At 55.4% G+C, this 23,345-nt stretch carries 22 protein-coding genes; 5 read left to right on the plus strand and 17 right to left on the minus strand.

Going from position 1 to position 23,345, the window contains the following annotated elements:
- Positions 1 to 12: 12 nt before the first annotated feature.
- From VFG09_02835 to VFG09_02905, 15 genes are all read right to left on the minus strand, one after another.
- Positions 13 to 1,455 (minus strand): NADH-quinone oxidoreductase subunit N, encoded by a 1,443-nt coding sequence (locus VFG09_02835; GenBank protein HET6514069.1) that lies wholly within the window; start codon positions 1,453 to 1,455, stop codon positions 13 to 15.
- Positions 1,452 to 3,005, minus strand: a complete 1,554-nt coding sequence (gene nuoM / locus VFG09_02840; protein ID HET6514070.1) for an NADH-quinone oxidoreductase subunit M — start codon at positions 3,003 to 3,005, stop codon at positions 1,452 to 1,454. Before nuoM ends, VFG09_02835 begins: the two co-directional genes overlap by 4 nt.
- On the minus strand, positions 3,002 to 4,891 hold the full coding sequence (gene nuoL, locus VFG09_02845; GenBank protein ID HET6514071.1) for an NADH-quinone oxidoreductase subunit L: 1,890 nt from the start codon (positions 4,889 to 4,891) through the stop codon (positions 3,002 to 3,004). Before nuoL ends, nuoM begins: the two co-directional genes overlap by 4 nt.
- A 1-nt stretch (position 4,892) precedes the next feature.
- Positions 4,893 to 5,201, minus strand: coding sequence for an NADH-quinone oxidoreductase subunit NuoK (gene nuoK, locus VFG09_02850; protein HET6514072.1), 309 nt, complete (start codon positions 5,199 to 5,201; stop codon positions 4,893 to 4,895).
- Entirely contained in the window at positions 5,202 to 5,717 is a 516-nt protein-coding gene (nuoJ, locus tag VFG09_02855) for an NADH-quinone oxidoreductase subunit J (GenBank protein ID HET6514073.1), read from the minus strand.
- Between the two features lie 13 nt (positions 5,718 to 5,730).
- Complete coding sequence (gene nuoI / locus VFG09_02860; GenBank protein ID HET6514074.1) at positions 5,731 to 6,246, minus strand: NADH-quinone oxidoreductase subunit NuoI; 516 nt, start codon at positions 6,244 to 6,246, stop codon at positions 5,731 to 5,733.
- 78 nt (positions 6,247 to 6,324) lie between these two features.
- Positions 6,325 to 7,278: an NADH-quinone oxidoreductase subunit NuoH gene (gene nuoH, locus VFG09_02865; protein ID HET6514075.1), complete on the minus strand. Its 954-nt coding sequence runs from the start codon at positions 7,276 to 7,278 to the stop codon at positions 6,325 to 6,327.
- Entirely contained in the window at positions 7,275 to 9,995 is a 2,721-nt protein-coding gene (gene nuoG, locus VFG09_02870; GenBank protein ID HET6514076.1) for an NADH-quinone oxidoreductase subunit NuoG, read from the minus strand. The genes nuoH and nuoG overlap by 4 nt, the downstream gene beginning before the upstream one ends.
- A gap of 63 nt (positions 9,996 to 10,058) precedes the next feature.
- Entirely contained in the window at positions 10,059 to 11,333 is a 1,275-nt protein-coding gene (nuoF, locus tag VFG09_02875) for an NADH-quinone oxidoreductase subunit NuoF (GenBank protein HET6514077.1), read from the minus strand.
- 9 nt (positions 11,334 to 11,342) lie between these two features.
- The gene (nuoE, locus tag VFG09_02880; protein HET6514078.1) at positions 11,343 to 11,804 is read right to left on the minus strand and encodes an NADH-quinone oxidoreductase subunit NuoE; all 462 of its coding nucleotides are present in this window, start codon (positions 11,802 to 11,804) and stop codon (positions 11,343 to 11,345) included.
- A gap of 236 nt (positions 11,805 to 12,040) precedes the next feature.
- Positions 12,041 to 13,822 carry an NADH-quinone oxidoreductase subunit C/D gene (nuoC, locus tag VFG09_02885; protein HET6514079.1) on the minus strand — a complete coding sequence of 594 codons (1,782 nt, stop codon included), beginning with the start codon at positions 13,820 to 13,822 and terminating at the stop codon, positions 12,041 to 12,043.
- Positions 13,812 to 14,432, minus strand: a complete 621-nt coding sequence (locus VFG09_02890) for an NADH-quinone oxidoreductase subunit B family protein (GenBank protein ID HET6514080.1) — start codon at positions 14,430 to 14,432, stop codon at positions 13,812 to 13,814. Before VFG09_02890 ends, nuoC begins: the two co-directional genes overlap by 11 nt.
- Positions 14,429 to 14,845 carry an NADH-quinone oxidoreductase subunit A gene (gene ndhC / locus VFG09_02895; GenBank protein HET6514081.1) on the minus strand — a complete coding sequence of 139 codons (417 nt, stop codon included), beginning with the start codon at positions 14,843 to 14,845 and terminating at the stop codon, positions 14,429 to 14,431. The genes VFG09_02890 and ndhC overlap by 4 nt, the downstream gene beginning before the upstream one ends.
- Positions 14,842 to 16,536 carry a cytochrome b N-terminal domain-containing protein gene (locus VFG09_02900; GenBank protein HET6514082.1) on the minus strand — a complete coding sequence of 565 codons (1,695 nt, stop codon included), beginning with the start codon at positions 16,534 to 16,536 and terminating at the stop codon, positions 14,842 to 14,844. Before VFG09_02900 ends, ndhC begins: the two co-directional genes overlap by 4 nt.
- Positions 16,537 to 16,545: 9 nt before the next feature.
- Entirely contained in the window at positions 16,546 to 17,076 is a 531-nt protein-coding gene (locus VFG09_02905) for a ubiquinol-cytochrome c reductase iron-sulfur subunit (protein ID HET6514083.1), read from the minus strand.
- Between the two features lie 252 nt (positions 17,077 to 17,328).
- Between VFG09_02905 and VFG09_02910 the strand changes: the two genes are divergently transcribed.
- Positions 17,329 to 18,543 carry an HD domain-containing protein gene (locus VFG09_02910; GenBank protein HET6514084.1) on the plus strand — a complete coding sequence of 405 codons (1,215 nt, stop codon included), beginning with the start codon at positions 17,329 to 17,331 and terminating at the stop codon, positions 18,541 to 18,543.
- Positions 18,544 to 18,571: 28 nt separating this feature from the next.
- Here the strand turns inward: VFG09_02910 and VFG09_02915 are convergent, their stop codons facing one another.
- A complete protein-coding gene (locus VFG09_02915; GenBank protein ID HET6514085.1) occupies positions 18,572 to 18,784 on the minus strand; it encodes a 4Fe-4S binding protein in 213 nt (70 codons plus the stop codon).
- The gene (gene recN, locus VFG09_02920) at positions 18,781 to 20,439 is read right to left on the minus strand and encodes a DNA repair protein RecN (GenBank protein ID HET6514086.1); all 1,659 of its coding nucleotides are present in this window, start codon (positions 20,437 to 20,439) and stop codon (positions 18,781 to 18,783) included. The genes VFG09_02915 and recN overlap by 4 nt, the downstream gene beginning before the upstream one ends.
- Before the next feature lie 134 nt (positions 20,440 to 20,573).
- Here recN and VFG09_02925 point away from each other — a divergent pair, with 134 nt between their 5' ends.
- From VFG09_02925 to VFG09_02940, 4 genes are all read left to right on the plus strand, one after another.
- On the plus strand, positions 20,574 to 20,882 hold the full coding sequence (locus VFG09_02925; GenBank protein ID HET6514087.1) for an HU family DNA-binding protein: 309 nt from the start codon (positions 20,574 to 20,576) through the stop codon (positions 20,880 to 20,882).
- A 186-nt stretch (positions 20,883 to 21,068) separates the two neighbouring features.
- The gene (locus VFG09_02930; GenBank protein ID HET6514088.1) at positions 21,069 to 21,374 is read left to right on the plus strand and encodes an MTH1187 family thiamine-binding protein; all 306 of its coding nucleotides are present in this window, start codon (positions 21,069 to 21,071) and stop codon (positions 21,372 to 21,374) included.
- Between the two features lie 72 nt (positions 21,375 to 21,446).
- Positions 21,447 to 22,301: a universal stress protein gene (locus VFG09_02935; GenBank protein HET6514089.1), complete on the plus strand. Its 855-nt coding sequence runs from the start codon at positions 21,447 to 21,449 to the stop codon at positions 22,299 to 22,301.
- Positions 22,301 to 23,323, plus strand: a complete 1,023-nt coding sequence (locus VFG09_02940; GenBank protein HET6514090.1) for a sodium:calcium antiporter — start codon at positions 22,301 to 22,303, stop codon at positions 23,321 to 23,323. The genes VFG09_02935 and VFG09_02940 overlap by 1 nt, the downstream gene beginning before the upstream one ends.
- Positions 23,324 to 23,345: the final 22 nt, after the last annotated feature.

A 23,345-nucleotide genomic window follows, 5' to 3' on the forward strand; every position in this document is an offset into this window, starting at 1 on the left:
CGGCACCATGTGTTACATGAGTCCGGTGACAGTTGCCTGAAGGAGACGCATGAGCGGTGACGGATAGATGCCGAGCCCTATGAGCGCCAGGGTGAGGACCACTAAAACAATCCCTCCCGTTAATGACAATCGTCCGGTACGAATCCTCCCGGTCCTCTTCTCCCTTGCCCCTGAGTACATGACAATCATCACCCTGAGATAATAGAAAAGGGCGATGCCGCTGTTGATGACGAGGGTTATGACAAGGCCCCAGAGGGCCGCATTGACACCTGCTGTTACGATAAAGAACTTCGCGATGAATCCGGCTGTCAGGGGAATCCCTGCAAGGGACAGGAGCATTGCCGTAAAGACACCGGCGATCAAGGGATGATCCGAGGCCAGCCCCCGGTAATCGTCGAGGGTGTCGGCGTCTCTCTTTTTTCCCGAGAGCACCGTGACTACGCCGAAGGCGCCGAGGGTCGTCACAAAATAGGAGACGAGGTAGTAGGCCACAGCCTCTGCTGCAAAGGGTCCTCCTGAAAGAAAGGCAACGAGCAAATACCCGAGATGGGCTATTGAAGAATAGGCGAGGATCCTCTTCAGATTGTTCTGCTGGAGGGCAAGGAGGTTCCCAACAAACATCGATGAGGCTGCGATGAGGGCAAAGATAAGGAAGAACGCGCTCGATGCATGAATATGCACGTAACGGGAATAGCGGAGGAGCAGGGCAAAGACGGCGCCTTTGGAGATCGTTGCCACAAAGGCAGTGACCGGTGCAGGTGCACCTTCATACACATCGGGTGTCCAGAGATGGAAAGGAACCACAGCCAATTTAAAGCCGATGCCTGTAAGGACCATTGCCGAGCCTGTCAGAAAAAGCAGATCCTTTGAACCCAAGACCCCTGCCTCCGAGGCGATCCTCCGAAACTCCAGGCTCCCGCACTCAGCATAGATGAGGGCCATCCCGAAAAGGAGAAAGGCTGCTGAGACCGAAGCCAGGACCAGGTACTTGACACCCGCCTCCATGCTCCTTTCGTCGTCACGGAGATAGGAGAACAGCGAATAGAGGGAGATACTCAATAGCTCGAGTCCCAGGAAGAGCGAAGCGAAATGGCTGCTTGCGACGAGGACCGCAGCGCCAAGCGTTGCAAGGACGAGGAGGAGATAGAATTCCTCATGATCTCCTTCACGCCTTTCGAGATATCCGAAGGAGAAGAGCGTCACGGCGATACTTGCTGCAATGATGAGTCCTGTGTAGAAAAGAGCGTAATCGTCAATAATAAGGAGCGGCGTCGCCCTTCGGGGCGATAACGAAGAGACCAGGAAAAGCGATGCGAAAGAGAGTCCAAGTCCTCCGAGGGTCAGGGCTGCCACGACCCAATGGTTTCTGTGAAGAGCGATGACGAGCATAACCGCGAGGGCCGTCAGGGCCATGGCAGCGAGAGGAGTCAGGACGAGGAGATCAGGAACGCTCATCGTCCATCTCCTCGCCGTTTCTCCTTTTCATGCCCCGAGGGCACTGTCCCCGTGCTCTTGTCCTTAATCTCCTTTTCCGAAAGGTTCTGCTGAAGGCCTTCGACAACAGGCGCCGCAATGGTAAGGACAGGCCGGGGATAAAGGCCCAGCCACAATATGGCCGCGATCATAACTGTCATGACCGACATCTCACGGAGCGAGAGGTCCCTTTGCTTCAATCCTTCCGGTCTCGGGCCGTGAAAGACCTGCTGTATCATCCAGAGCGCATAGACTGCGGCAAGAATAAGGCCTGCTGTTGCCAGCACTGTCATCATGATACTCACTCTGTATGAACCGAGGAGCACGAGGAACTCTCCGATGAAGTTGCCCATCCCGGGGAGACCGAGGGAAGCGAGGCCAAAGACCAGTCCCGCTCCACCCATCCGGGGCATCGTTGACCAGAGTCCGCCCATGAGCCTCATGTCGCGGCTATGCATCCGCTCCTGGAGCGCTCCTGCGAGGACAAAGAGCGCACCGGTGCTGATGCCGTGGCAGAGCATCTGCATAACCGCACCCTGAAGGGCGACCTCGTTCCAGGCAAGGACGCCGAGGAGGACAAAACCCATGTGGCTGATGCTTGTATAGGCCACGAGTCTCTTGAGATCGGTCTGGGCAAAGGCAAGGATGGCACCGTAGAGGATTCCGACAACGGCAAGGGCCATTCCGACAGGGGCGAAATCGGATACTGCACGGGGGAAAAGCGGTACGAGAAAGCGCAGGAAACCATAGGCGCCCGTCTTCAACAGGAGGCCTGCCAGGATCACGCTCCCCCCGGTAGGCGCTTCAGTGTGTGCATCGGGAAGCCAACTGTGGAAAGGCACCACCGGCAGCTTCACGGCAAAGGCAGCAAAAAACCCGAGCATGAGACAGAGAGAGACGAAGGAGTTCATCGGTGTTCCGAGGAGCTCAAAGTAGTCAAAGGTATAAACCCCCGTCGCGCGGCCGTGAATGATATAAAGTCCGAGGATAGACAGGAGCATGAGCAGTCCGCTGAGCTGAGTGAAGATAAAGAATTTCATGGACGCAGCAGAACGGTTTTCATGGCCCCAGAGGGCTATGAGAAAGTACATCGGCACAAGCATCAGTTCCCAAAAGAAATAAAAGAGGAAGAGATCAAGGGCGAGGAAGACACCGATAATCCCCGAGAGGACCCAAAGGAGGTTTCCGTGAAAAGCGCCTACCTTCTCCTTTATCTCTGTCCAGGAAGAGAGAACGGATATGATGCCGAGGGAAAGGGTGAGAACAACCATCAGAAAACTCAGACCGTCCAGCCCAAGATGAAGGCCGATCCCGAGTTCGGGGATCCAGGCAATCTTCAGTTCTGCGACCCACGGCATCTTTCCTACAAAACCATCCCCGTTGCATTCCGGCAGGAGCGTCAACACCAGCCCGAGGTCAAGGACAAGGGCGCCGAGAGAGACCAGACGCGTCAGGGAAGGATCCCTGCGGCCAAGAAGCCATGCTCCAAAACCACCGGCCAAGGGTATGATAACAAGCCAGCCAAGTATCATAGGATGACCGCCATGCCGATAACGACGATGGCGCCGAGGGTTATGCCCATCGCATACCACCTCACCTTCCCTGTCTGGGAACGGCTCAGCATTTTGTGAAAGAATACACTGTACCATGCAGCGCCTTCATAGAGGAGATCGATGCCATCATCTTTGTTGATGCGGGATATCCATAGAAAGGGCCTGACAAATATCCTCTCGTAGAGCCAGTCGAAACCCCACCCTGAATACCAAAGACGATGGACCATCTGAAAGATTGGTCTGCTCATGAGCCTCTCAGCATCGTGCGGCCGACTGAAGAAAAAGAGATAGGCCAGGAAGATACCACAGAGAGAAAAGACAGAAGCGATGATCTCAAAGAGAACCTCAGTCTTGAAATCATGGGAATAGGCTGTCGCAGGCAATGTGGTCTCCATGAAATCGGAAAAGAGCGGGAGACCTCCAAGCGCAGGAGGCAATTCAACGAGGCCTCCAGCCAAAGAGAGAAAAGCCAAGACGACTAATGAGATCTTCATGCGGGGTCCGGCAGCATCAATTGCCGGGGATTTAGCCTCGCCGAAGAAGATGAGGAAGACCATGCGGAATGTATAGAGGGAAGTGAGAAGGGCCCCCCCCACACCTGCAAGCCAGAGCAGAGGGGTGCCCTTTTCCGACGACCATGCAAGCCACAGGATCAGGTCCTTACTGTAAAAGCCGGCTGTCACAAGGGGCAGTGCCGAGAGGGAGGCAGCGCCGATGAGGAAGGTCTGGAAGGTCACAGGCAGCCTTGTTCGCAGTCCTCCCATCCTGAACATATCATGCTCCCGGCCGAGACTCAGAATGACCACTCCGGCGCCGAGGAACAGGAGGGCCTTGAAAAAGGCGTGAGTCATAAAGTGGAAGATTGCGGCTGACCATGCCCCTACTCCCAGGGCCAGAAACATATACCCGATCTGGCTTATGGTGGAATAGGCAAGGGCACGCTTGATATCATGCTGCGTAAGGGCGCTGAAACCGGCGAGAAGGAGGGTCAACGCCCCTATGACAGCCACTGCCGACTGTACGGCAGGCGCAAGGACAAAGAGCGCGTTCGTCCTGGCGATGAGATAGACACCGGCAGTGACCATGGTCGCAGCATGGATGAGTGCACTGACAGGCGTCGGTCCTGCCATGGCGTCAGGTAGCCACGTCTGGAACGGCAGCTGGGCAGATTTCCCCAGGGCCCCTGCCAGGAGGAGAGCCGCAACAGTCGCAGCGATCATCGATCCCTCAGGCCATTGCTGGGAGGAGCGCGCCATCAGCTCCTGTATCTGGAGCGTCCCGAGATTCGTAAACAGCATGAAGAGACCGACCGCCATTGCCGCATCACCGACACGGGTCACGAGAAAGGCCTTCCGTGCAGCGTATCCGTTGGCAGGATCACGGTACCAGAAGCCGATGAGGAGGTAACTGCAGAGGCCGACCCCTTCCCATCCGAGATAGAGGAGCAGGAGATTGTCGGCAAGGACGAGGATCAGCATTGAGCCGACGAAGAGATTCATGTACGCGAAAAAACGACTGTAGCCCTCTTCATCCCTCATGAACTCTGCGGAGTAGAGGTGGATGAGAAAACCTACGCCGGTAACGACGAGCATCATCACGAGGGCAAGGGCATCGAGATAGAGCGAAATCGACGCGCGAAAACCTGCAACGTCGATCCATGTCCAGAGGTTCTGAGAGAAGGCATGTCCCTTCGACGGGAGAGAGATGAAGCTGAACGCGACGAGCACTGCAGTCACGGCTGCAGTCCCTATCGAACCTGTCCCGATAAGCGTGACAACTTTTCGGGAAAGCCTGGAGCCTGAAGTCGCGAGGGCAAGGGCCCCTGCCAAGGGGAGTGCGGGAACTATCCAGAGGAGACCGAGCATTTCACCCCCTCATTTTACTTGCAGCATCGGCATCTAAGGTTCCGAGGCTGTGATAGAACCTGAGCAGAAGGGCGAGGCCCACCGAAACCTCGGCAGCAGCCACGGCGAGGATGAAGATAAACATCACCTGACCGTCAGGCTGTCCCCACCGCGAACCCGCAACGACAAAGGCCAATCCGGCGGCGTTGAGCATGACCTCAACAGACATAAGGATAAAGAGGATGTTGCGCCTGATGATCAGACCTCCGAGTCCGATGACGAAGAGAAGACCGGCAAGGATGAGTCCGTGTTCCATCGGCACCGAAACCATTTACTCTCTCCCTCCGTCTCTCTTGCGGGCACTCTTCCGGCCGAGATGGAAAGCGCCGACGATCCCGCTTAACAGCAGCATCGATGCCAGTTCAACGCCGATGAGATAGGGTCCAAAAAGGGCAGTCCCTATCTGCCCCGGTTCCAGAACGGCAATGGCGAGAGACCTTCCTCTGCTCTGTGTAAGGATCGAGACAAGTTCAGCCAGGAGAATAAGGGATAGAATAGCAGGCCCTACCCAGGTTCCAGGATGCAGCCATGCCCTTTCCTGTCTTGCCGTTTGGGGACCGATATTGAGCATCATGATCACGAAGACGAAGAGGACCATAATCGCGCCCGCATAGATGATCACCTCAAGGGCAGCCGCAAAAGGCGCGCCGAGGATGAAGAATATGAGCGCAACGGAAATCAGGGAGACGATGAGATAAAGGAGGGCATGCACAGCGTTCACCCTGGTGATGACCATGAGGGTGGAGACCGCCGCAACAGCAGCAGCACTATAAAAGAGAACGTTCATGATTATTCTCCTCTCACGGAAGCAGGTCCCTCACGTCCACAGGAGGTTCCTCATTCTCGGCCTCACCCTTATCCTTGCCGCCTATTGATAATCCCGCGACCTTATAGAAGTTATAGTCCGGATATTTTCCGGGCCCGCTTATGAGGAGGTCCTCCTTCTCATAGACGAGATTCTGCCGGTGATACTCCCCCATCTCAAAATCAGGCGTCAACTGGATGGCATATGTTGGGCATGCCTCTTCACAGAAGCCGCAGAAGATGCAGCGTGAAAAATTGATGCGGAAGAACTCGGGATAACGCCTCCCCCTTTCATCTTCCGCCGCCTGGAGAGCGATGCAGCTCACCGGACATGCAACAGCGCAGAGGTAACACGCCACGCAGCGTTCGCCTCCGTCAGGGTCCCGGGAGAGGATGATCCTGCCCCTCCATCGGGGCGGCAGATAAGGTCTCTCCTCAGGGTAAAGGACCGTCTCCCTCTTCCTGAAGGCGTGCAGGAAGACGCTCCATATGGTCTTCAACAGACTCAGCATAATGTCATTTCTCTCTCAATAAACTCGTTAATAAGCAAAAATACCATTTCCTGTCCCGACGGCCGCCCCATAGAATACCTATCCCTTAGCAAGGAGTACCCCCCCTGTCACGATAATATTCGCGAGGGACAGCGGCAGCATGACTTTCCAGCCAAAGGCCATGAGTTGATCGTATCGCGGTCTCGGCAGCGATGCCCTCAGGAGGACGAAGCCGCAGATGAAGACAAAGGTCTTGAGAAAAAACCAGACAAGCGGCGGGAACAGGGGCCCGAGCCAGCCTCCGAAAAAGAGGGTCACGATCAGGGCAGAGATGAGCGTGACGCCGAGATATTCGCCGACAAAGAACATGCCGAATTTCATCCCCGAATATTCCGAATGGAATCCGGCGACAAGTTCGCTCTCGGCCTCGGGCAGATCAAAGGGCAATCTGCGGGTCTCTGCAACGCCGGCGATCATAAAGACGACGAGACCGAAACATTGGGGGACACAGAACCAGAGATCTCTCTGGGCCTCAACAATCTGACGAAGATTAAAGGATCCTGCGAGCATCACCACCCCCACGAGCGATAACCCCATGAAGACTTCGTAACTCAGCATCTGGGCCGATGCCCTCAGACCTCCGAGGAGTGAGTACTTGCTCGCCGACGACCATCCCGCCAGGGCAGTACTGTAAACGCCGAGGGAAGACATGGCAAGAACAAAGAGGAGTCCGATGTTGAGATCCACGATTTCGATACCCGGTCCGAAGGGGATCACGGCAAAGGAGAGGAGCACGGTGACCATGATGACGGCTGGTGCAATGATGAAGACCGGTTTATCGGCAAAGGGAGGAATCCAGTCCTCCTTCGTGAAAACCTTGAGCATGTCTGCCAGCACCTGAAGAAGTCCGAAGGGACCGACGCGGTTCGGGCCATAGCGGTCCTGCCAGAGGGCAAGCAGTCTCCGTTCGAGCCAGATAAGCAAGGCGCCGAGAGACATGACAACACCGAGGACGCCAAAAACCATTATCAATGAACGGAGAGTTGCGTTCATCTCTTATCCGCTCTCTTAACCCTGCCGAGCAACGGCAGGTCAATCATGTTCAATGCGGTGAGGCCGACGGGCAAACCTCCGACCCCTCCGGTCATAGCAGGCATGAGACTGACACGAAGCCGATGGACCTTGCCGGAGAGGGACAATTCAACATCATCGCCATCATCGACACCAATCTTTGCCGCGTCACCAGGACTGAGGGCCAGATAGGGCTCCGGAGACCGTTCGTAAACACCGGGGGAATGGATACTCAATTCCTCAGACCCGAAGACATGATAAAGGGGGACTATGAGCAGACCGTCTCCGGTCGGCTTAAAGGCTTCAGGGATATCGCTGAAATAGGAGATCTCTCCTTTCTGCGCCGGTTCAATGAGCCGCCGTCCCGGATCACCTCCGAGCAAAGCTCCTCCAGCCTCCTTCTGAAATTTGGTGAGTGACTGGACAGAATTCCAGCCGGGGGCCCAGTACCTCGGTATGAGAGGAGCAGGCGGCATGCCGCTATAGCCCTCCATGGAAAAGGAGAGCGGTGAATCAGGATCATCGGGAGATGGCGGTTCATGAATGCTGAGATTCGCATCCATCGCTGTTCGTCCGCTATACCTGTGGGGCCTGCGCGGTATCTCCATGCCTGAAACGCGGAACCCCGCAGAGGGCACAGCATCCGCGAGAGGACCGAGAACCGGCAGGGCCCTCGACATGGCCGAGGTGACATCGTCGAAGGTCCTCCAGATCTCAGCCTCCAAATGTCCTGAAGAGAGCATGAGATCATGGAGCCAACGCCAGCTCTCCCGCACCTCACCGCCGGGTATGAAGACTTTATAGAAGCGCTGTCCCCGTCCTTCGTTATTGACCAAGGTGCCTTCACCCTCGGCAAAGGTGGCAGCAGGAAGGACGACATCAGCCCTCGCCGCTGTCGGGTTAGGGAGATGATCGATGACAACAATATTCTTGACGTGATCGAAAAAGGCATTCACGCTCTCAGCCTCTGCCCTGCGAAAGAGATCATTCTCAAGGACAATGACCGTTTCGACGGCCTCCTCCCGGGCGACTTTGAAGGCCTCTGCGACACTCTTTTCCGCCATGAGCGTTAGCCCCAGGCTGTTGCACTCGGGGAGAACGAAGCAGAGCTCTGCGGGCCTTCCGATCCGGCAGAGCGACCAAGCCACGTTTGCGGCTGCATGTACCATGACTTTGCTGCCGCAGCCCGTACCGGAGACAACAAGGGGACGCCGTGCATTCTTCAGTGCCTCTGCGATCTCCCTTGCAAGCGAGCGGACTCCCTCGTCGGAGAGAGAGACCAGATCAGCATGGCTGCCCAATTCCTGCGCCACGGCGAAGCCAAGGAGGGCAAGGTCATCAGGAGGAGCATGGTATGTCCTGAGCGCCACATCGTCAAGCCTCGTGCTGTGGGGCGCAGCGATAAAGAGCGGCCCCTTCTCGTCTTGTGTCGCGGTCCTGACTGCTGCATCGTTCCATTCCAGGATCCCGAGGTCTTCAAGCTTCTCCATCGGTTTATTCCGAGCCGCCTGTCTGAGCGAGAGGCCGAGGACAGGCGCCGTATTCGCAACATCCTCCCCGAGGACGAATATCGCATCAGCCTCCCTTACGTCCTTTAATGACGGTGACCGGGCAGGACCGTTTTCGAATATCGAGACTATCTCCGACACCAGCCGGAACTCTCCTTCCGATGACCCAGAATAGAAGCGCTCAGGTCCCACAAGGGAACGGAGGGCGAAATTCGCCTCAAGGGAGGCCCTCGGTGAGCCGATGCCGATCACCCCTGCGCCGAAGTGGAGGAGAGCCGACAGGTGATGAAGAGCCGCCTTTCTTGAGATAGGCTTTTGGAGACCTCCCTTACGGTCTCTCAACAGAGGCCCTCTGATGCGGTGATCGCTGTTGACAAATTCATATCCGAAGCGGCCGCGGTCGCAAAGGAAGTAGCCGTTCAGATCTCCATGGTAGCGGTTCAGGACCCGCCGCAGAAGGCCGTAGCGCTCACCAGGGATCGTATTGCACCCGAGGGAGCAATGAACGCAGACAGAGGGAGCTGTCTGGAGGTCCCATTTGCGGGTATAATGGCGTTTCAGAGTCTTATCCGTAAAAACTCCGGTCGGACAGACCTCCACAAGGTTGCCGCTGAATTCATTCTCAAGGACGCCGTCACGCTCTCTTCCGAAATAGACGTGGTTGTGGGAGCCAAAGACCTCAAGGTCCCGCCCCCCGGCATATCCACGATAGAACCTGACACAGCGATAACACTGGATGCACCGGTTCATCTCATGGTTGACGAAGGGGCCAAGATCCTGGTTGCGGTGCGTCCGTTTTTTGAACCGGAACCTGCGGTAGTCATGTCCTGTCATGACCGTCATGTCCTGGAGATGGCATTCTCCTCCCTCGTCACAGACCGGGCAGTCATGGGGGTGGTTCGTCATGAGCCATTCGAGGACAGCAGCGCGGAAGGCCTTTGCATCGGGGTCATTGATAGAGATGCGGGTCCTGTCGGAAGCGGGCGTCATACAGGACATCACGATCTTGCCGCGTCTGTCTTTCTCGTCCTTAAACTGCTTCACGGCGCACTGTCTGCACGCGCCAACGGAATGCATGGCAGGATGCCAGCAGAAATAGGGTATGTCGAACCCAAGGGAAAGGCAGGCATGGAGCAGGTTCTGTCCGTCCTTCACCATATAAGGCTTATCGTCTATGTATATCGTCGCCATCTTCATCCAATGTCTGAACAAGAGTCCTCAGAGCCGATTCACCTTTTTTCAAAATGGTCGGTTTCATTTCCATGGGCACTTCTTCTCTTTTATATGCAGCTCGAAATCTTCCCTGAAGTACTTCAGCGCACTCTGGAGCGGTTCGACGGCGCCGGGGGCAAAGGCGCAGAACGTATGCCCCGGCCCGAGCAACCCGGTATGGGATTCGAGGATCCCGATGTCTCCGGGCTCCCCCTCTCCGCTCTCGATAGCCATCAGCAACTTCTCTATCCATGGCAGGCCTTCACGGCATGGGGTGCACCACCCGCAGGACTCGCGGCTAAAGAAGCGTTCGAGATTATGGACCATCCCGACAGGACACGTCCGGTCGTCAAGCACGATCATGGTGCCTGTCCCCATTCTGCTTCCCACCTTCGGGACCGAGTCGTAATCCATCCTCACATCGAGATGCTCTTCGACGAGAAAATCCGTCGAAGCGCCGCCGGGTATGACGGCGCGGAATCGGTATCCGTCGGCCATGCCTCCGGCGTGCTCTTCGATGATCTCCCGTATTGTCGTCCCCATCGCCAGTTCCCAAGCCCCGGGTCTCCTGACCCTCCCGCTCACACCGTACATCTTTGTACCTCCCTCTTCGGTATGACTGAGTCCCTTGTACCATGCGGCGCCGTTCAGAATGATATGCGGTATATTGCAGAGGGTCTCGGCATTATTGATGATCGTGGGCCTCCCCCACAGGCCGCTCGCCTGAGGGTGAGGCGGCTTGGCGCGCGGGATAGGACGCCTGCCCTCGAGGGCATTCAGCATCGCCGTCTCCTCGCCACATATGTATCTCCCCGCACTGACGTGAAGATAGAGTTCAAGTCGAAAACCTGATTTGAGAATATCTCTGCCGAGATAGTTCCCGGCGTAAGCGTCGGCTATCGCCCTTGACAGTCGTTCAGCAGCACGACGGTATTCCCACCTCAGGAAGACGTAAGCGGTATCGACGTGGAGGGCATAGGCGCTGATGATCATACCCTCGATCAACTGGTGGGGGTTTCCTTCGATAAGTATACGGTCTTTGAAAGTGCCTGGCTCCATCTCATCGGCATTGGCGATGAGGTATCTTGGACGGAGAACATTATCGCCTGCCGGCATGAAACTCCACTTTATGCCTGTCGGGAACCCGGCGCCGCCGCGTCCCCTGAGGTTGGAATCCTTGACTGCCTGCACGATATCTCCTGGGGTCATGGTCTTCAGGGCCTTCCTCAGGCCCTCGTAGCCGCCGGCCTTCTCGTACTCCTCAAGGGTCAGGGCTTCGCCATCGGGCCGCATCATTCCTGTCAGTGGTTTCTCCATAACATCCCTTTAACGATATCTCTCAAGAATCTCATCAATCTTCTCCGGCGTGAGATTCGTGTGGAGTTCGTCATCAATCATCATGGCCGGCGCCTGATCACAGGCTCCGAGGCATGCAACCGGCAGCAAGGTGAACTGTCCGTCGGCGCTCGTCTCCCCAGGGGTAATGCCGAGACGTGATATCAGGTGTTCACGAATCCGCTCGTATCCCATGACCCAACAACTAACGCTATCACAGATCAGGATCAGATGCTTGCCGACTGGCTTCCGGAAGATGAGGCTGTAAAACGTTGCTACGCCGTCGAGCTCTTCGGGTGTCATCTCAAGGATTGCAGCGATGTCCCTTATTTCATCCGAAACCCACCCCCGGTAGCGCTGAACGATCCTCAGCGCCTCAACGCAGGCTGCATGCCTGTTGGAAAGGTGCTCTAATTCCGCAAGGATCTCTCTCCTCTCTCCGTCAGTGAGCATTATCTGTCGAGCCCGCCTCCCCGCCAACCGTGCAAAGGATCCTCCTTCCTCCTAAAGGACATCATCAGTATGCCTGCACTTTTCGTCACCCCTGCTTGTCCGGAGTCATTCTCAGGAAGGATTCCCGACGAGAGCGAATGACACCAGAGGAATGAACCAATTCGTAACAGCTTCACAGCTGGGAAAAGATTTTGAACGATGCCAGCCTTGTCTCCCGTACAGGATATCATCTCCTTTTACCTATCCACGTCAGCCAGCACAAAATCGATACTCCCCAAAATCGCCAAAAGATCAGGGACCATGAGGCCCCTGCTCATAAGGGGTATCATCTGGAGATGAGCAAAAGACGGCGTACGGATCCGGACGCGATAGGCCATCGTACTGCCGTCGCTGATGAGATAATACCCGTTGTTCCCCTTTGTGGCCTCGATGCCGGAAAATGCCTCGCCGGCAGGGATAACGGGCCCCCAGCTTACGTTCAGGAAGTGCGTGATGAGAGTCTCAATATCGTGCATAGTCCGCTCCTTGAGCGGAGGAGTCGCGAGGGGATGATCGGATTTGTACGGGCCTTCAGGCATGTTCTTCATGCACTGCTCAATAATCCGGATGCTCTGCCGCATCTCTTCGACGCGGACAACGGCCCGGTCATAGCAGTCTCCGTGTATTGCTGTCGGTATGTCGAACTCGATCTGATCATACCCCGAGTACGGCCGTTTCTTGCGGAAATCCCATGCAAGACCGCAGGCCCTGAGGCCAGGCCCCGTTACACCCCATTCGATTGCCTCCTGGAGCGAGTAGACACCGATGCCCTTTGTTCTCGCCTTCAGGATACTGTTCTGCATCACCATCCGGTCAAAGTCAACCAGGCGGCGGGGGAACTCCCTGATAAAGTCCCCTATCAGCCGGTCCCAGCCTCTCGGAAGGTCCTGGGTAACGCCGCCGATGCGAAACCAGCTCGGATGCATGCGGCCGCCGCATATCGCCTCAACGATCTCAAAGATACGTTCACGGTCGTTGAACGTATAGAATACCGGAGAGAGAGCGCCGACATCCTGGGCAAAAGTGCCGTACCAGACAAGGTGGCTCGCTATGCGGAAGAGTTCGGCCATCATGACGCGCACAATCTTCACCTTATCCGGGACCTTGATCGCCGCCAGTTTCTCGACTGCCAGGACATAGGCAAAATTATTCATTACACCACCGAGATAATCGATCCTGTCGGTGTACGGCACATAGGTATGCCAGGACTGCCGCTCTCCCATTTTTTCCGCACCGCGATGGTGATAGCCGATGTCGGGAACTGCGTCGACGATCTCTTCACCGTCAAGCTGCAGTATGATGCGGAGGAGGCCATGGGTCCCCGGATGCTGGGGGCCGAGGTTGAGGAACATGAAGTCCGTATCCTCCCTGTGGCGTTTCATTCCCCAATCGCCGGGACGGAACTGAAGGGCTTTCTGCTCTTCCTCCTCCTTCTCCTCAGGGAGACGGAAAGGCTCCATCTCCGTGGCGCGTGCAGGGTGGTCTTTCCGAAGGGGGTACCCCTCCCACGTTGGAGGCATCAGGATGCGCCTGAGATGGGGATGGCCTTCGAAGGTCACGCCAAACATATCCCACCCTTCCCTCTCATACCAGTCTGCTGAAGGCCAGATACCGGTTACCGAAGGGATAGACGGATGATCACCTTTCAGCGCAACTTTGATCCTGAGGTCATCATTCCTTTCGTAAGACAGAAGGTGATAGACGACGGTAAAGTCGCTCTCGGGCTGCCCACTCCTGTTAGCACGGACACGCTCATCAATGACAGTTAGGTCGTACAGACTTCGGTAAGGGTTTTTGACACTGTTTTTGAGATAGCGCAGAACATCGGGGGTCTTCTCTCTTTCTGACCAGAAGGTCCGTATGTCGTCACACGTTGCCTGCGGCAGGAATGACTTCTCGCCGAACTCCCTCTGCAATTCACGGATGACACTCCCGTCATCGTTCATACGCTCCTCACTGGCCGCATTCTCAGATTTCATCAGGGGAGCGCAAGGTCGTGGCCTTCTGTCTCTCTCCACGCTTTCTGTCGCGCTCGGACGGCATTTCGGGCCTCTGAGTCTCCTGAGGTCCGGTAACCCAGCTCAGGGGACGTCTCTCTCTGCCAACAGCCTCACGGAGCAGGAGGAGGCCTTCCATAAAGGCATCGGGCCTGGGTGGACAGCCCGGAACATAGACATCGACGGGGAGAAAGGTATCGACACCCTGGACAACGCTGTAGATGTCATACATGCCTCCTGAGTTCGCGCAGGACCCCATGGAGATGACCCATCTCGGCTCCATCATCTGCTCGTAGAGACGCCTGATCACCGGAGCCATCTTGATGAATACCGTGCCGGCAATGACCATGAGATCGGCTTCCCGGGGGGTCCCGCGAATCACCTCTGAACCGAAACGGGCTATGTCGTACCTTGATGTAATGCTCGTGGCCATCTCGACGTAACAGCAGGAGAGACCGAAGTTGAAGGGCCAGATCGAATTCTTCCTGCTCCATGCGAGGAGATCCTGCAGTCTGGAGAAAAGAAGGCTTTGCCGGACAGCGTCCTCTGCGGATCTTCCGGGGCCCTTCGGTTTCTCGAAAGACCATCTCATACCTTCAGAACACCCTTCCCTCTTTCATCATCTCTCCTCAGGCCCGATGGTCCCCAGTCCAATCCCCCGAGCCGCCAGAGATAAACGAGGATAACGACAAGGACGCCGACGAAGAGAAGGATTGCGATATATCCGGCCCAGCCCAGTTCCCGGAAAGCGGAGGCCCAGGCGAAGATGAAGACTGATTCAAGATCAAAGATGACAAAGAACATGGCGACCATGTAGAACTTGACATCAAATCTCACCCGTGCCGAACCTGTTGAGACAATGCCCGACTCGTAGGGTTTTCCTGTGGCCCTCTCCCTGTGACGCTGTCCCAGGACAGAGGAAAGCGCTAACATCGATGTCACAAGAAGGACAACAGCAGCACCATAGAGGGCAAGGGGCCAGAGAGGGGTCGTGGTGTCGCTCATTGGGAAGATCTCTTTCTCCAGAGCCCTCCGAGCGCCAGGACGACGATCCCATAGAGTATGATGACCATCGCAAAGAATCTTCGGGGCGCTACGCCGGGGGTGATGAGCTGGCCGCGATCGACGCCGTTCAGAAAAAGGACATAGGCCTCGATACTCGATATCGCCTGCTGCGTCAGGGTATTGGTATCACCAAAGGCAGGCATGTGAATTGCCGGACCGGTACCGGGGGGCACAGAGCCATGCTGGATATAATGGTCGATGTTCTCTGAGAACGTCCGCGCATCCGCGCTATAAATTTCCCGGTCTATCGGATTGAGCTGAGGTACCTTGCCCTCATGGGAACCGGGATTTGAAAGGCCGCCCTTCCCTTCATTTCCATGGCACGAGGAGCAATTCTTCTCAAATAATTTGGCCCCCTCCTCAGCGCTTCCTATTATGTACGCAGCCTTACCGGGAAGACCTTTCGCAGGGGGAACGGAAGAAGATTCTTTTCCGGCAGAAGTCTGAGATGACGGTGGAGGCGTTCCATCACGCGATGTCTGCGTCGCCTCGCTGGGACTCGGGAGAAAGACTTCTTTCAAACCCTTCATCTCGGACCGTTCGCGATTCATTGAAGTCTTTTCCTGAGGAGGAGCCTGGCTGAATCCGGGGCTCAGATACCCTTTAATGGTGAGGCCTATGAGTATCCCGCCAAGGATCAGGGCACCAAGCATCGCAACCGGCCGCTTCAGAGGGTTCCTCTCCGGGTTGCGATCGAGAAAGGGCAGGAGGACAAGGATAAGGATCAGGACTGTAGGAACACCCACGGTACCGACAGGCTCGAGGCTGCCCTTGAAAAATTTGAGACCTTCGTAGAGGAACAGAAAGTTCCACTCCGGTTTCGGAATATAGGAAGTGTCAAGGGGATCGGCCATTCCTGAGTAATGGGGGGGAAAGAAGACTGAAAGGCTGACGAGAACGAGGAAAATCACCGTCCCCACAACGGCATCCTTGAAGACCTGATCAGGCCAGAAAGGTCCCTTCTCCTTCCTCTTCTCGTCCTGCCACGGCCCCACCGTACCGAAATGCCGCATCGCAACGATATGGATTCCGAACAGTCCGGCAAGGCTCAGCGGCAGAAGCGCGACGTGGAGACCAAACATGCGGGAAAGGGCAAGCTGTCCCATCTCTTCACCGCCCCGCAAAAATCGTTTCATAATGTCACCGGTGACAGGCGCAGTGCCGGCAATGCTCGTGCTGACCTCGCCTACCCAGTAGCCGCGCTGGTCCCAGTGAAGGGGGCCGCCGGTAAAACTGAAGGCCATGGCTGTCAAGAGGAGGGCCACACCGGCCAGCCACGTGAGTTCCCTCGGTCTCTTGTAAGCGCCCCAGACGAAGACCCTTGTCATGTGGAGCAGGAGAAGGACGATCATGAGATTGGCACCCCAGTAATGGAAGCCATGGATCAGCCATCCGAAAGGAACACTCGTTCGCAGGTAACTGATGCTGTTGTAAGCATGATCGGTTGCAGGAGTATAAAAGAAGAGTTGCATAATACCCGTCAGCGCCTGGAGTGAAAAGACGATGAGAACGGCGCTCCCGAGGGTGTAAGCATATCGTGCACCTCCGGGGATTTCCTCCTCAAGCGTCAGCCTGAGCAAGGAAGAGAGAGGCCATCGTTCATCGATCCACGCCTGTATTCGTCTCAGCATCACAACCTCCTAAACCTGGACCTTTTCAGGAGTCCCCGGCTTAAATCGTTCCCATTGGACAAAGAGTACGCCGTTTTCGATTCTATAGTTCAATGCATCAAGCGGTCTCGGGGCAGGCCCGGAAAGCACTTTGCCGTCAATGGAGAAGACGCTTGCATGGCATGGACATTCGAAATGCCCGGTGCCCGCATCCCATGTGAAGCGGCAACCCAGATGAGTACAGATCGGCGAGAAGACGGTCACCGTCTCTTCTCCGTGCTTGATGGTCCACGCAGAGTGCAGGACATTCCCGATATGGTAGGCATCTTCCGTCCTGGCCTCGAACTTGATCTCGACGGGCTGGCCTTCAGGCAATGAACTCATCTCTGTGACTCTTGACCACGGCGCCTTTTTCGCGCTGACGCCCTGGCCGAAGAGGCTGTTGAGAAACGGGACTCCGACGACCAGCCCATTGAGAAAGGCCAGGGTGCCGATAACGATCTTGAGGAACCCCCGCCTCGTCGTTGCTTCAGAGGTCTGTGAAGAGGAACCTTCATTCATAAGCCGCCTCCTATAGGGTCAACACCCTTTGCCGTCACGTAAACATGTTGGATCAGGAACACCAGACTCACGGGCCTATACATACTCTATACTCTCCTGACCCTTTCCTAATAAGAAGTTTACCCGTTTATTTTAAAGAGTCAAGTAAGAACCAGAACATTTCTTTCCCCCTTCATTCCCGCTTGCCGGAAATCCTTCTGAAGATGGATAACTTCCGTCTTCTGTTTGGCCCGCCTTTCGGTTATTATATCAATGAGAAGAAAGGGAGACGACGATGCCATGATGAGAAAGGCGCTCATCCTGAAGATTTTCGATGCTGCGAATATGCAGCGGTGGAACGATAAGATACGTCCTGTCGAATTGCGGGAGCTTGACAAGCAGGCCCACAAGATGATGATCGCCTATTTCCTCGGCAAGTTCGAGGAGGAGAGGCAGGGTTTTGACTGGATTGAGATCATAGAGGGGGGGCTCTTCGAGTTCCTCCAGCGTCTTGTCCTTACCGACCTGAAACCGCAGATATTTTACGAAATGGCCAAGGACAGAGAAAAGTACCGGAAGTTGAATGAATGGGTGTATGACAGACTGGAGTCTCTCATATCTCCTCTCGGCGAAGATTTCTGCGCAAGGTTTCGGGAGTATTTTTCGAACGATGACGACACCCTGAACAAAAGGGTCCTGAGGGCGGCCCACTTCTTTGCCACGAAATGGGAATTCGACATTATCGAGCGTGTCAACCCTGAGGGCTACGAGATCCCCGAGATCAAGAAAGACCTTCAGTCGAGACAGGAAAAATATTACGATCTCGAGGGGATCCATCAGCTGGCCCTTTACGCGAAATACCGGAATTTCATCGACCTCTGCGGACAACTGAGATTTCAACTCCGCTGGAGCCACATCCGCAGGGTTCCCGAGACGTCGGTCCTGGGACACCTCCTCATTGTCGCGATGCTCTCCTATCTCTTCTCCCTTGAAATCAAGGCCTGCAGGCGACGGTCCATCAACAATTACTTCACCGGCCTCTTCCATGACCTGCCCGAGGTCCTTACGCGCGATATCATCTCACCGGTCAAGAAATCCGTCGAGGGTCTCGGCGATCTTATCAAGGAGTACGAGAAGAGGCAGATGGATAAGGAGGTCTACGGCCTCATCCCCGAAGCCTGGCATGAGGAGATGAGGATGTTTACGGAAAACGAGTTCGCCGGTATTGTTACTGTAAAGGGGAAGCGCGTGGAGAAGACCTCCGATGAGATCACGAGAGAGTTCAACTGGGATGAATATAACCCGAGAGACGGGGAGATGATCAAGGCAACCGATGAACTCGCCGCATTTGTCGAGGCTTACCTCGGTCTTGAAAACGGCATAAAATCACATGAGCTTATGGAGTCAAAAAATTTCCTGAAAGCCAGGTTCGATCATGCAGTCATCGGCGGCATAAAGTTCGGGGAGATCTTTGCTGATTTTGAGTAGATTGTCGGGCGTCTGACCCTGCACGGAATCACTCTCGCCAGACTGTGATCGCAATGTCCGGACAGACCTGTGCGCATATCGTGCATCCCGTGCACCGTTCCTGATGCGCCGGTTTTGCCGGGAAGTAACCGTTGGAATTAAACTCACCATCCATCACAATCACCCCTTCAGGACAGAAAAGAATACAGTACTTGCACCCCTTGCAACGTTCACGGTCTATCTCGACCTTCCCCTTCATCATCTCCTCCCGAGAAGCTCCCGCGCGTGCCTGAGCGATATGTCCGTGATCTTCCCGCTCAGCATCCTTGCTATCTCCTCCTCCCGCTCCTCCCGTGACGTCTCTCTTACGCTCACCCACAGGCCATCCTTCTTCGAGAGCTTCTCTATCATCATGTGGCGGTCAGCCATCGCCGCAATCTGCGGAAGATGGGTTATACAAAGTACCTGATGCTTCGTCGCAAGACTCTTCAGCCTCATCCCCACGTGCTCGGCCGTCCTTCCACCGATGCCGGCATCAACCTCATCAAAGATGAGCACGGGGACCATGTCAACCTCAGCCAGGGTCTCCTTCAAGGCAAGCATGATCCGCGAGAGCTCCCCTCCCGACGCGATCCTGCCGAGCGGTCTGACAGGCTCACCCTCATTCGCCGAAAAGAGGAATTCAATGGTGTCCATTCCCGACGACGTCAGGGAGCCGGTCCTGACCTCCACGGCAAATTCGGCCTTGTCCATGGCGAGTTCCCTGAGGATCGGTTTCACAGCTGCCTCGATCCTTCCTGCCACCCTCTTCCTCATCCCCGTGAGACGCATGGCCTTTTCAGAGAGTTCAGCTTCCCGCGAGGCTAGGGTCTCCTGCCTCTCCTTCAGCTGTTCATCGGAGATGGTCAGTCCCTGCAATTCCTGTTCAGCCCTCTGCCGGTATTCCAGGATTCCCTCGGTACCCTCGCCGTACTTTCTCTCTAATCTCCTGATAAGATCGAGGCGCTCTTCAACGACATCGAGCCTGTCAGGGTTCAGATCGTATCTGTCCCGGCAGGACCTGAGAGAAGACGCTGCATCGTCGAGGAGAGGCTTTGACGATTCAAGGAGGTCGAGGACCTCCCGGATGCCGCTGTCGATCTTCGAGACTTCCTTCACCATCGATATTACAGCAGAGAGTTTTTCTGCCAGAGAGTCGTTTCCGCTGTAAAGGAGGGAATATGCCGAACCGCTCAGTTCAGCGAGTTTGGCCGTGTTTGCGAGGATGGCCCGCTCTTCTTCAAGGGTCTCTTTTTCGCCGGGCTTCAATGAAGAAGCGTCGATCTCCCCTATCTGGAACCTGAGGAGGTCGATCCTCTGTTCCTTCTCCTTGACGTTCGATGTCAGGGAGGAGAGTTCCTCTTTCATCGCCCGCACTTCGTGAAAGAGCCGCTCAACCCCGGCCCGTTCGGGGAGAAGTTTTCCGTAGGCGTCGAGGAGGGACCGCTGGTTCTCGGGAGAGAGGAGGCTCTGATGTTCATGCTGGCCGTGGATATCGACGAGGGTCCGCCCCAATTCGAGGAGTGTCTGGACATTGACCATGGTGTCGTTGATGTAGGCCCTGCTCTTTCCCGATGAAGAGAGAATCCTCCTGAGGATGATCCCCTCTTCCGAAGGGATACGGAGTCTTTCGAGCACGGGGTGACGAGCGATATCGAAGAATGCCTCGACAAAGGCCTCGTTCCTGCCTCCCCTGACCATATCGCTCTGTGCCCTCTCTCCCAGGGTGAGGCCGAGGGCATCGATGATAATCGATTTCCCCGCACCGGTCTCACCGGTCAGGACATTGAGGCCGGGCTCAAATTCGACGGTGAGGGCTTCAATGATCGCAAAGTCCTTTATCCTGAGCTCTCTGAGCATCGCCTTAAACCATACCACAGCAACCGGGGAAATTCCAACGCCCCGACCAGGCCTAAGTCGTGGTGATTCAGATAAACAGGCCCTTTGGCACGAATCTTTCTTCACCGTCACGAAATATTTTCGGCTTGACAAAGGGCCTTCTTCCTGTTAACATCTACAACTATCCAAAGAAGAAAGGGGGGAAAGAGATGACAAAGGCGGAGCTCATTGACAAGATTGCCTCGGGAGCGGGACTCAGCAAGTCTGATGCTTCAAAAGCTCTGGATTCAACACTGAACGCAGTAAAGGCATCTTTGAAGAAAGGTCAGAAGGTTACTCTCGTCGGATTCGGCACCTTTGGCGTTGTGAAGAGGAAATCAAGAAAAGGACGCAACCCGAGGACAGGAGCGGTGATTACCATCCCTGCTGCGAAGACACCGAAGTTCACCGCTGGCAAGGCTCTTAAAGACGCAGTAAGATAATTTTCTCTTTTATCCATACCGATCAGGGGATACTCTTCTATCCCCCTTTTTTTTGCTCCGATGGAGACACCCGACCTGCCGCTCTCGGTCCTTTCAAAAACCCTCTTTTTTTGATATGCTGAGGCTGAAGGACGGGGTTCCCGTCCATGACCTCTCAGTCTCATGGAAAAGAGAAAGGAGAAAAGTATGTTGGTGGAATTCAGCATTGTCCCCATCGGCGTCGGGAGCAGTATCGGCGATCAACTGGCAGAGGTCCTGAAGATCGTTGATGCGAGCGGATTGCCTTACAAGGTCAATCCCATGGGCACGGTCATCGAGGGCGAATGGGACGAGGTGATGAAACTCGTGAAGCAGTGCCACAAGACCATCATGAAGAGCGGGGAGCGGGCACTGACCACCATAGCCATCGATGACAGGAAAGGCAAACCGAAGAGGATCGACGCCAAGGTGAAGTCCATAGAACGGAGGATAGGGAAGTCATTGAAGAAATAGTGATCGGTATCCGCCGGTTTCCCGTGCGTCTGAAACATGGTATCCTATGACATTTACGGAACATCCCGGCACATGAAAATCGAACGAATTCTCGCGGGCGTTGATCTCGGGTCCGATACCGGCAGGGTACTCGCCTATGCTGCGCTTTTCGCAAAGGAGATGGGCGCCTCTCTGGATCTCTTGTCGGTGATCGATTATCTTGTGACCCCTCCGACATACCTCGTACCGTATATCGAGGAAGAAAAGAGAACGGTAGAGGGAAAGTTTCGTTTCTGGTCGAAAGAGCTTCAGGATTACGGCATCACGATAAAGACAGAGGTCATGGTGGGCAGGCTGAACGAGTCCTTTGAAGCAGCGATCAAGAAGGGAAAGGCAGATATGCTCGTACTCGGGTTCAGGTCCCATACCCTAAGAAGGAGCAGTTCTGAAAGGCTGATAAAAGGCATCGCACTGCCGATGCTCGTGGTGAAGGGCAGGAAGTCGGAATCGGCAGGAATCGGTGCGGTAAGAATACGGAAGGTTCTCTGTGCCGTCGATTTTTCTGAGATGTCAGAGAAGGCCCTAAACATGGCAAAGGCCTTGGGAGACCTCTTCTCTGCAGAAGTGGAGGCGATCCACGTCCTTCCGAGCCATGTTCTTGAAAAGAGGGTGAAGACAGAGTCGGCAAGAGAGCGTGCACGGAAGGAACTCCTGGATCACGCAGAGGGCAGACTGAACGCTCTCCTGAGAGAGGCCGGAATCGAAAATACCGGGGTGATCGAAGAGGGAGACCCCTACAGAAGAATCGTCTCCTTTTCGGAAGAGAGCGAAAGCGACCTTATCGTCCTTGGAGCCAAGGGCCTCTCTTTCATCAGGGGGGTCCTCATCGGAAGTGTGACCGACGCGGTTTTGAAATCGTCTCCCTGTCCTGTCCTCGTGGCACATTGATGCTCCGCGATACCACCTTTCTTCTTATCAGTCTTTTCGTCATACTCGCCGCAGCAGAAGGATTTACGAACGGCGTTGAGGCCTTTGGCAGGAGATTTTCCCTTTCACAGGCCGTTGTCGGAAGCATCCTTGCCGCTGTCGGGACAGCCCTCCCCGAGACAATCCTCCCCATCGTAGCGATCTTCCTTTACGGAGGAGCATCAGCGAATGATATCGGCATAGGAGCAATCCTCGGTGCGCCTTTCATGCTTTCTACGCTCGCCTTTTTCCTCGTCGGCCTGACCGCTCTTGCGTCCTTCCTGAAGAAGAGGCGGACCTTCGAGATCAATGTTGAGGCCCATTCCACGACAAGGGACCTGACCTTTTTCGTGCCGATGTATTTGATCGCTGTTTTTGTTCCGTCTCTCGGAGGAAGGTCCTTTGCCATACCGGTAGCCGTTCTCCTCGTAGCGGGTTACCTCTTCTACGCATATCAGACATTCAGAGGCGAGAGTGGGGACATCGGACACTCTGAGGGGCTCTATCTCTCGAGGCTCATGAGGAGACTGAGGTTTACAAAGGACGATACCCCTCACCCCGCCGTGACGATCGCGCAGGTCATCGGGGCTCTTTCAATGATGGTGGCCGGCGCCCATACCTTTGTCAGGAGCCTCGAACACGTCTCCCTGCGATTCGGCATGAACCCTCTCCTCTTTGCCCTTATCCTTGCGCCCGTAGCAACAGAGCTTCCGGAAAAATTCAACAGCGTCACATGGACATGGAAAGGACGGGATACCCTGGCAGTCGGAAACATAACCGGGGCAATGGTCTTTCAGTCGACCTTCCCCGTCTGCGTGGGATTGCTCTTCACCGACTGGAAGCTGACGGGCATGGCGCTCTTTTCGGCGATCCTCGCCCTCGCATCAGCATCGATAGTGCTTTTGCAACTCCTCTTCAAGAAACGCCTTTCACCCGTCACCCTACTCCTCGGGGGAGGACTATACCTGGTCTATGCCGTCGTATTGCTCCTCAACAGCAGATAATGAAGCAGACCTTCCCGGGCTG

This window comes from Thermodesulfovibrionales bacterium, from assembly GCA_035686305.1.
Lineage (GTDB): Bacteria > Nitrospirota > Thermodesulfovibrionia > Thermodesulfovibrionales > UBA9159 > DASRZP01.

Coding starts and splice junctions, on each gene's coding strand:
- nuoH (HET6514075.1), bottom strand. CDS start 7,278: ATGAACGCAACTCTCCGTTCATTGATAATGGTTTTTGGCGTCCTCGGT.
- VFG09_02935 (HET6514089.1), top strand. CDS start 21,447: ATGAAAATCGAACGAATTCTCGCGGGCGTTGATCTCGGGTCCGATACC.
- VFG09_02930 (HET6514088.1), top strand. CDS start 21,069: ATGTTGGTGGAATTCAGCATTGTCCCCATCGGCGTCGGGAGCAGTATC.
- nuoL (HET6514071.1), bottom strand. CDS start 4,891: ATGCTCGGTCTCCTCTGGATAGTTCCCGCACTCCCCTTGGCAGGGGCC.
- VFG09_02900 (HET6514082.1), bottom strand. CDS start 16,536: ATGCTGAGACGAATACAGGCGTGGATCGATGAACGATGGCCTCTCTCT.
- nuoF (HET6514077.1), bottom strand. CDS start 11,333: ATGGAGAAACCACTGACAGGAATGATGCGGCCCGATGGCGAAGCCCTG.
- nuoG (HET6514076.1), bottom strand. CDS start 9,995: ATGGCGACGATATACATAGACGATAAGCCTTATATGGTGAAGGACGGA.
- VFG09_02910 (HET6514084.1), top strand. CDS start 17,329: ATGAGAAGAAAGGGAGACGACGATGCCATGATGAGAAAGGCGCTCATC.
- nuoM (HET6514070.1), bottom strand. CDS start 3,005: ATGATACTTGGCTGGCTTGTTATCATACCCTTGGCCGGTGGTTTTGGA.
- VFG09_02890 (HET6514080.1), bottom strand. CDS start 14,432: ATGAGATGGTCTTTCGAGAAACCGAAGGGCCCCGGAAGATCCGCAGAG.
- VFG09_02940 (HET6514090.1), top strand. CDS start 22,301: ATGCTCCGCGATACCACCTTTCTTCTTATCAGTCTTTTCGTCATACTC.
- nuoI (HET6514074.1), bottom strand. CDS start 6,246: ATGCTGAGTCTGTTGAAGACCATATGGAGCGTCTTCCTGCACGCCTTC.
- nuoE (HET6514078.1), bottom strand. CDS start 11,804: ATGCTCACTGACGGAGAGAGGAGAGAGATCCTTGCGGAATTAGAGCAC.
- ndhC (HET6514081.1), bottom strand. CDS start 14,845: ATGAGCGACACCACGACCCCTCTCTGGCCCCTTGCCCTCTATGGTGCT.
- VFG09_02835 (HET6514069.1), bottom strand. CDS start 1,455: ATGAGCGTTCCTGATCTCCTCGTCCTGACTCCTCTCGCTGCCATGGCC.
- nuoK (HET6514072.1), bottom strand. CDS start 5,201: ATGGTTTCGGTGCCGATGGAACACGGACTCATCCTTGCCGGTCTTCTC.
- nuoC (HET6514079.1), bottom strand. CDS start 13,822: ATGAAATCTGAGAATGCGGCCAGTGAGGAGCGTATGAACGATGACGGG.
- nuoJ (HET6514073.1), bottom strand. CDS start 5,717: ATGAACGTTCTCTTTTATAGTGCTGCTGCTGTTGCGGCGGTCTCCACC.
- VFG09_02905 (HET6514083.1), bottom strand. CDS start 17,076: ATGAATGAAGGTTCCTCTTCACAGACCTCTGAAGCAACGACGAGGCGG.
- VFG09_02915 (HET6514085.1), bottom strand. CDS start 18,784: ATGATGAAGGGGAAGGTCGAGATAGACCGTGAACGTTGCAAGGGGTGC.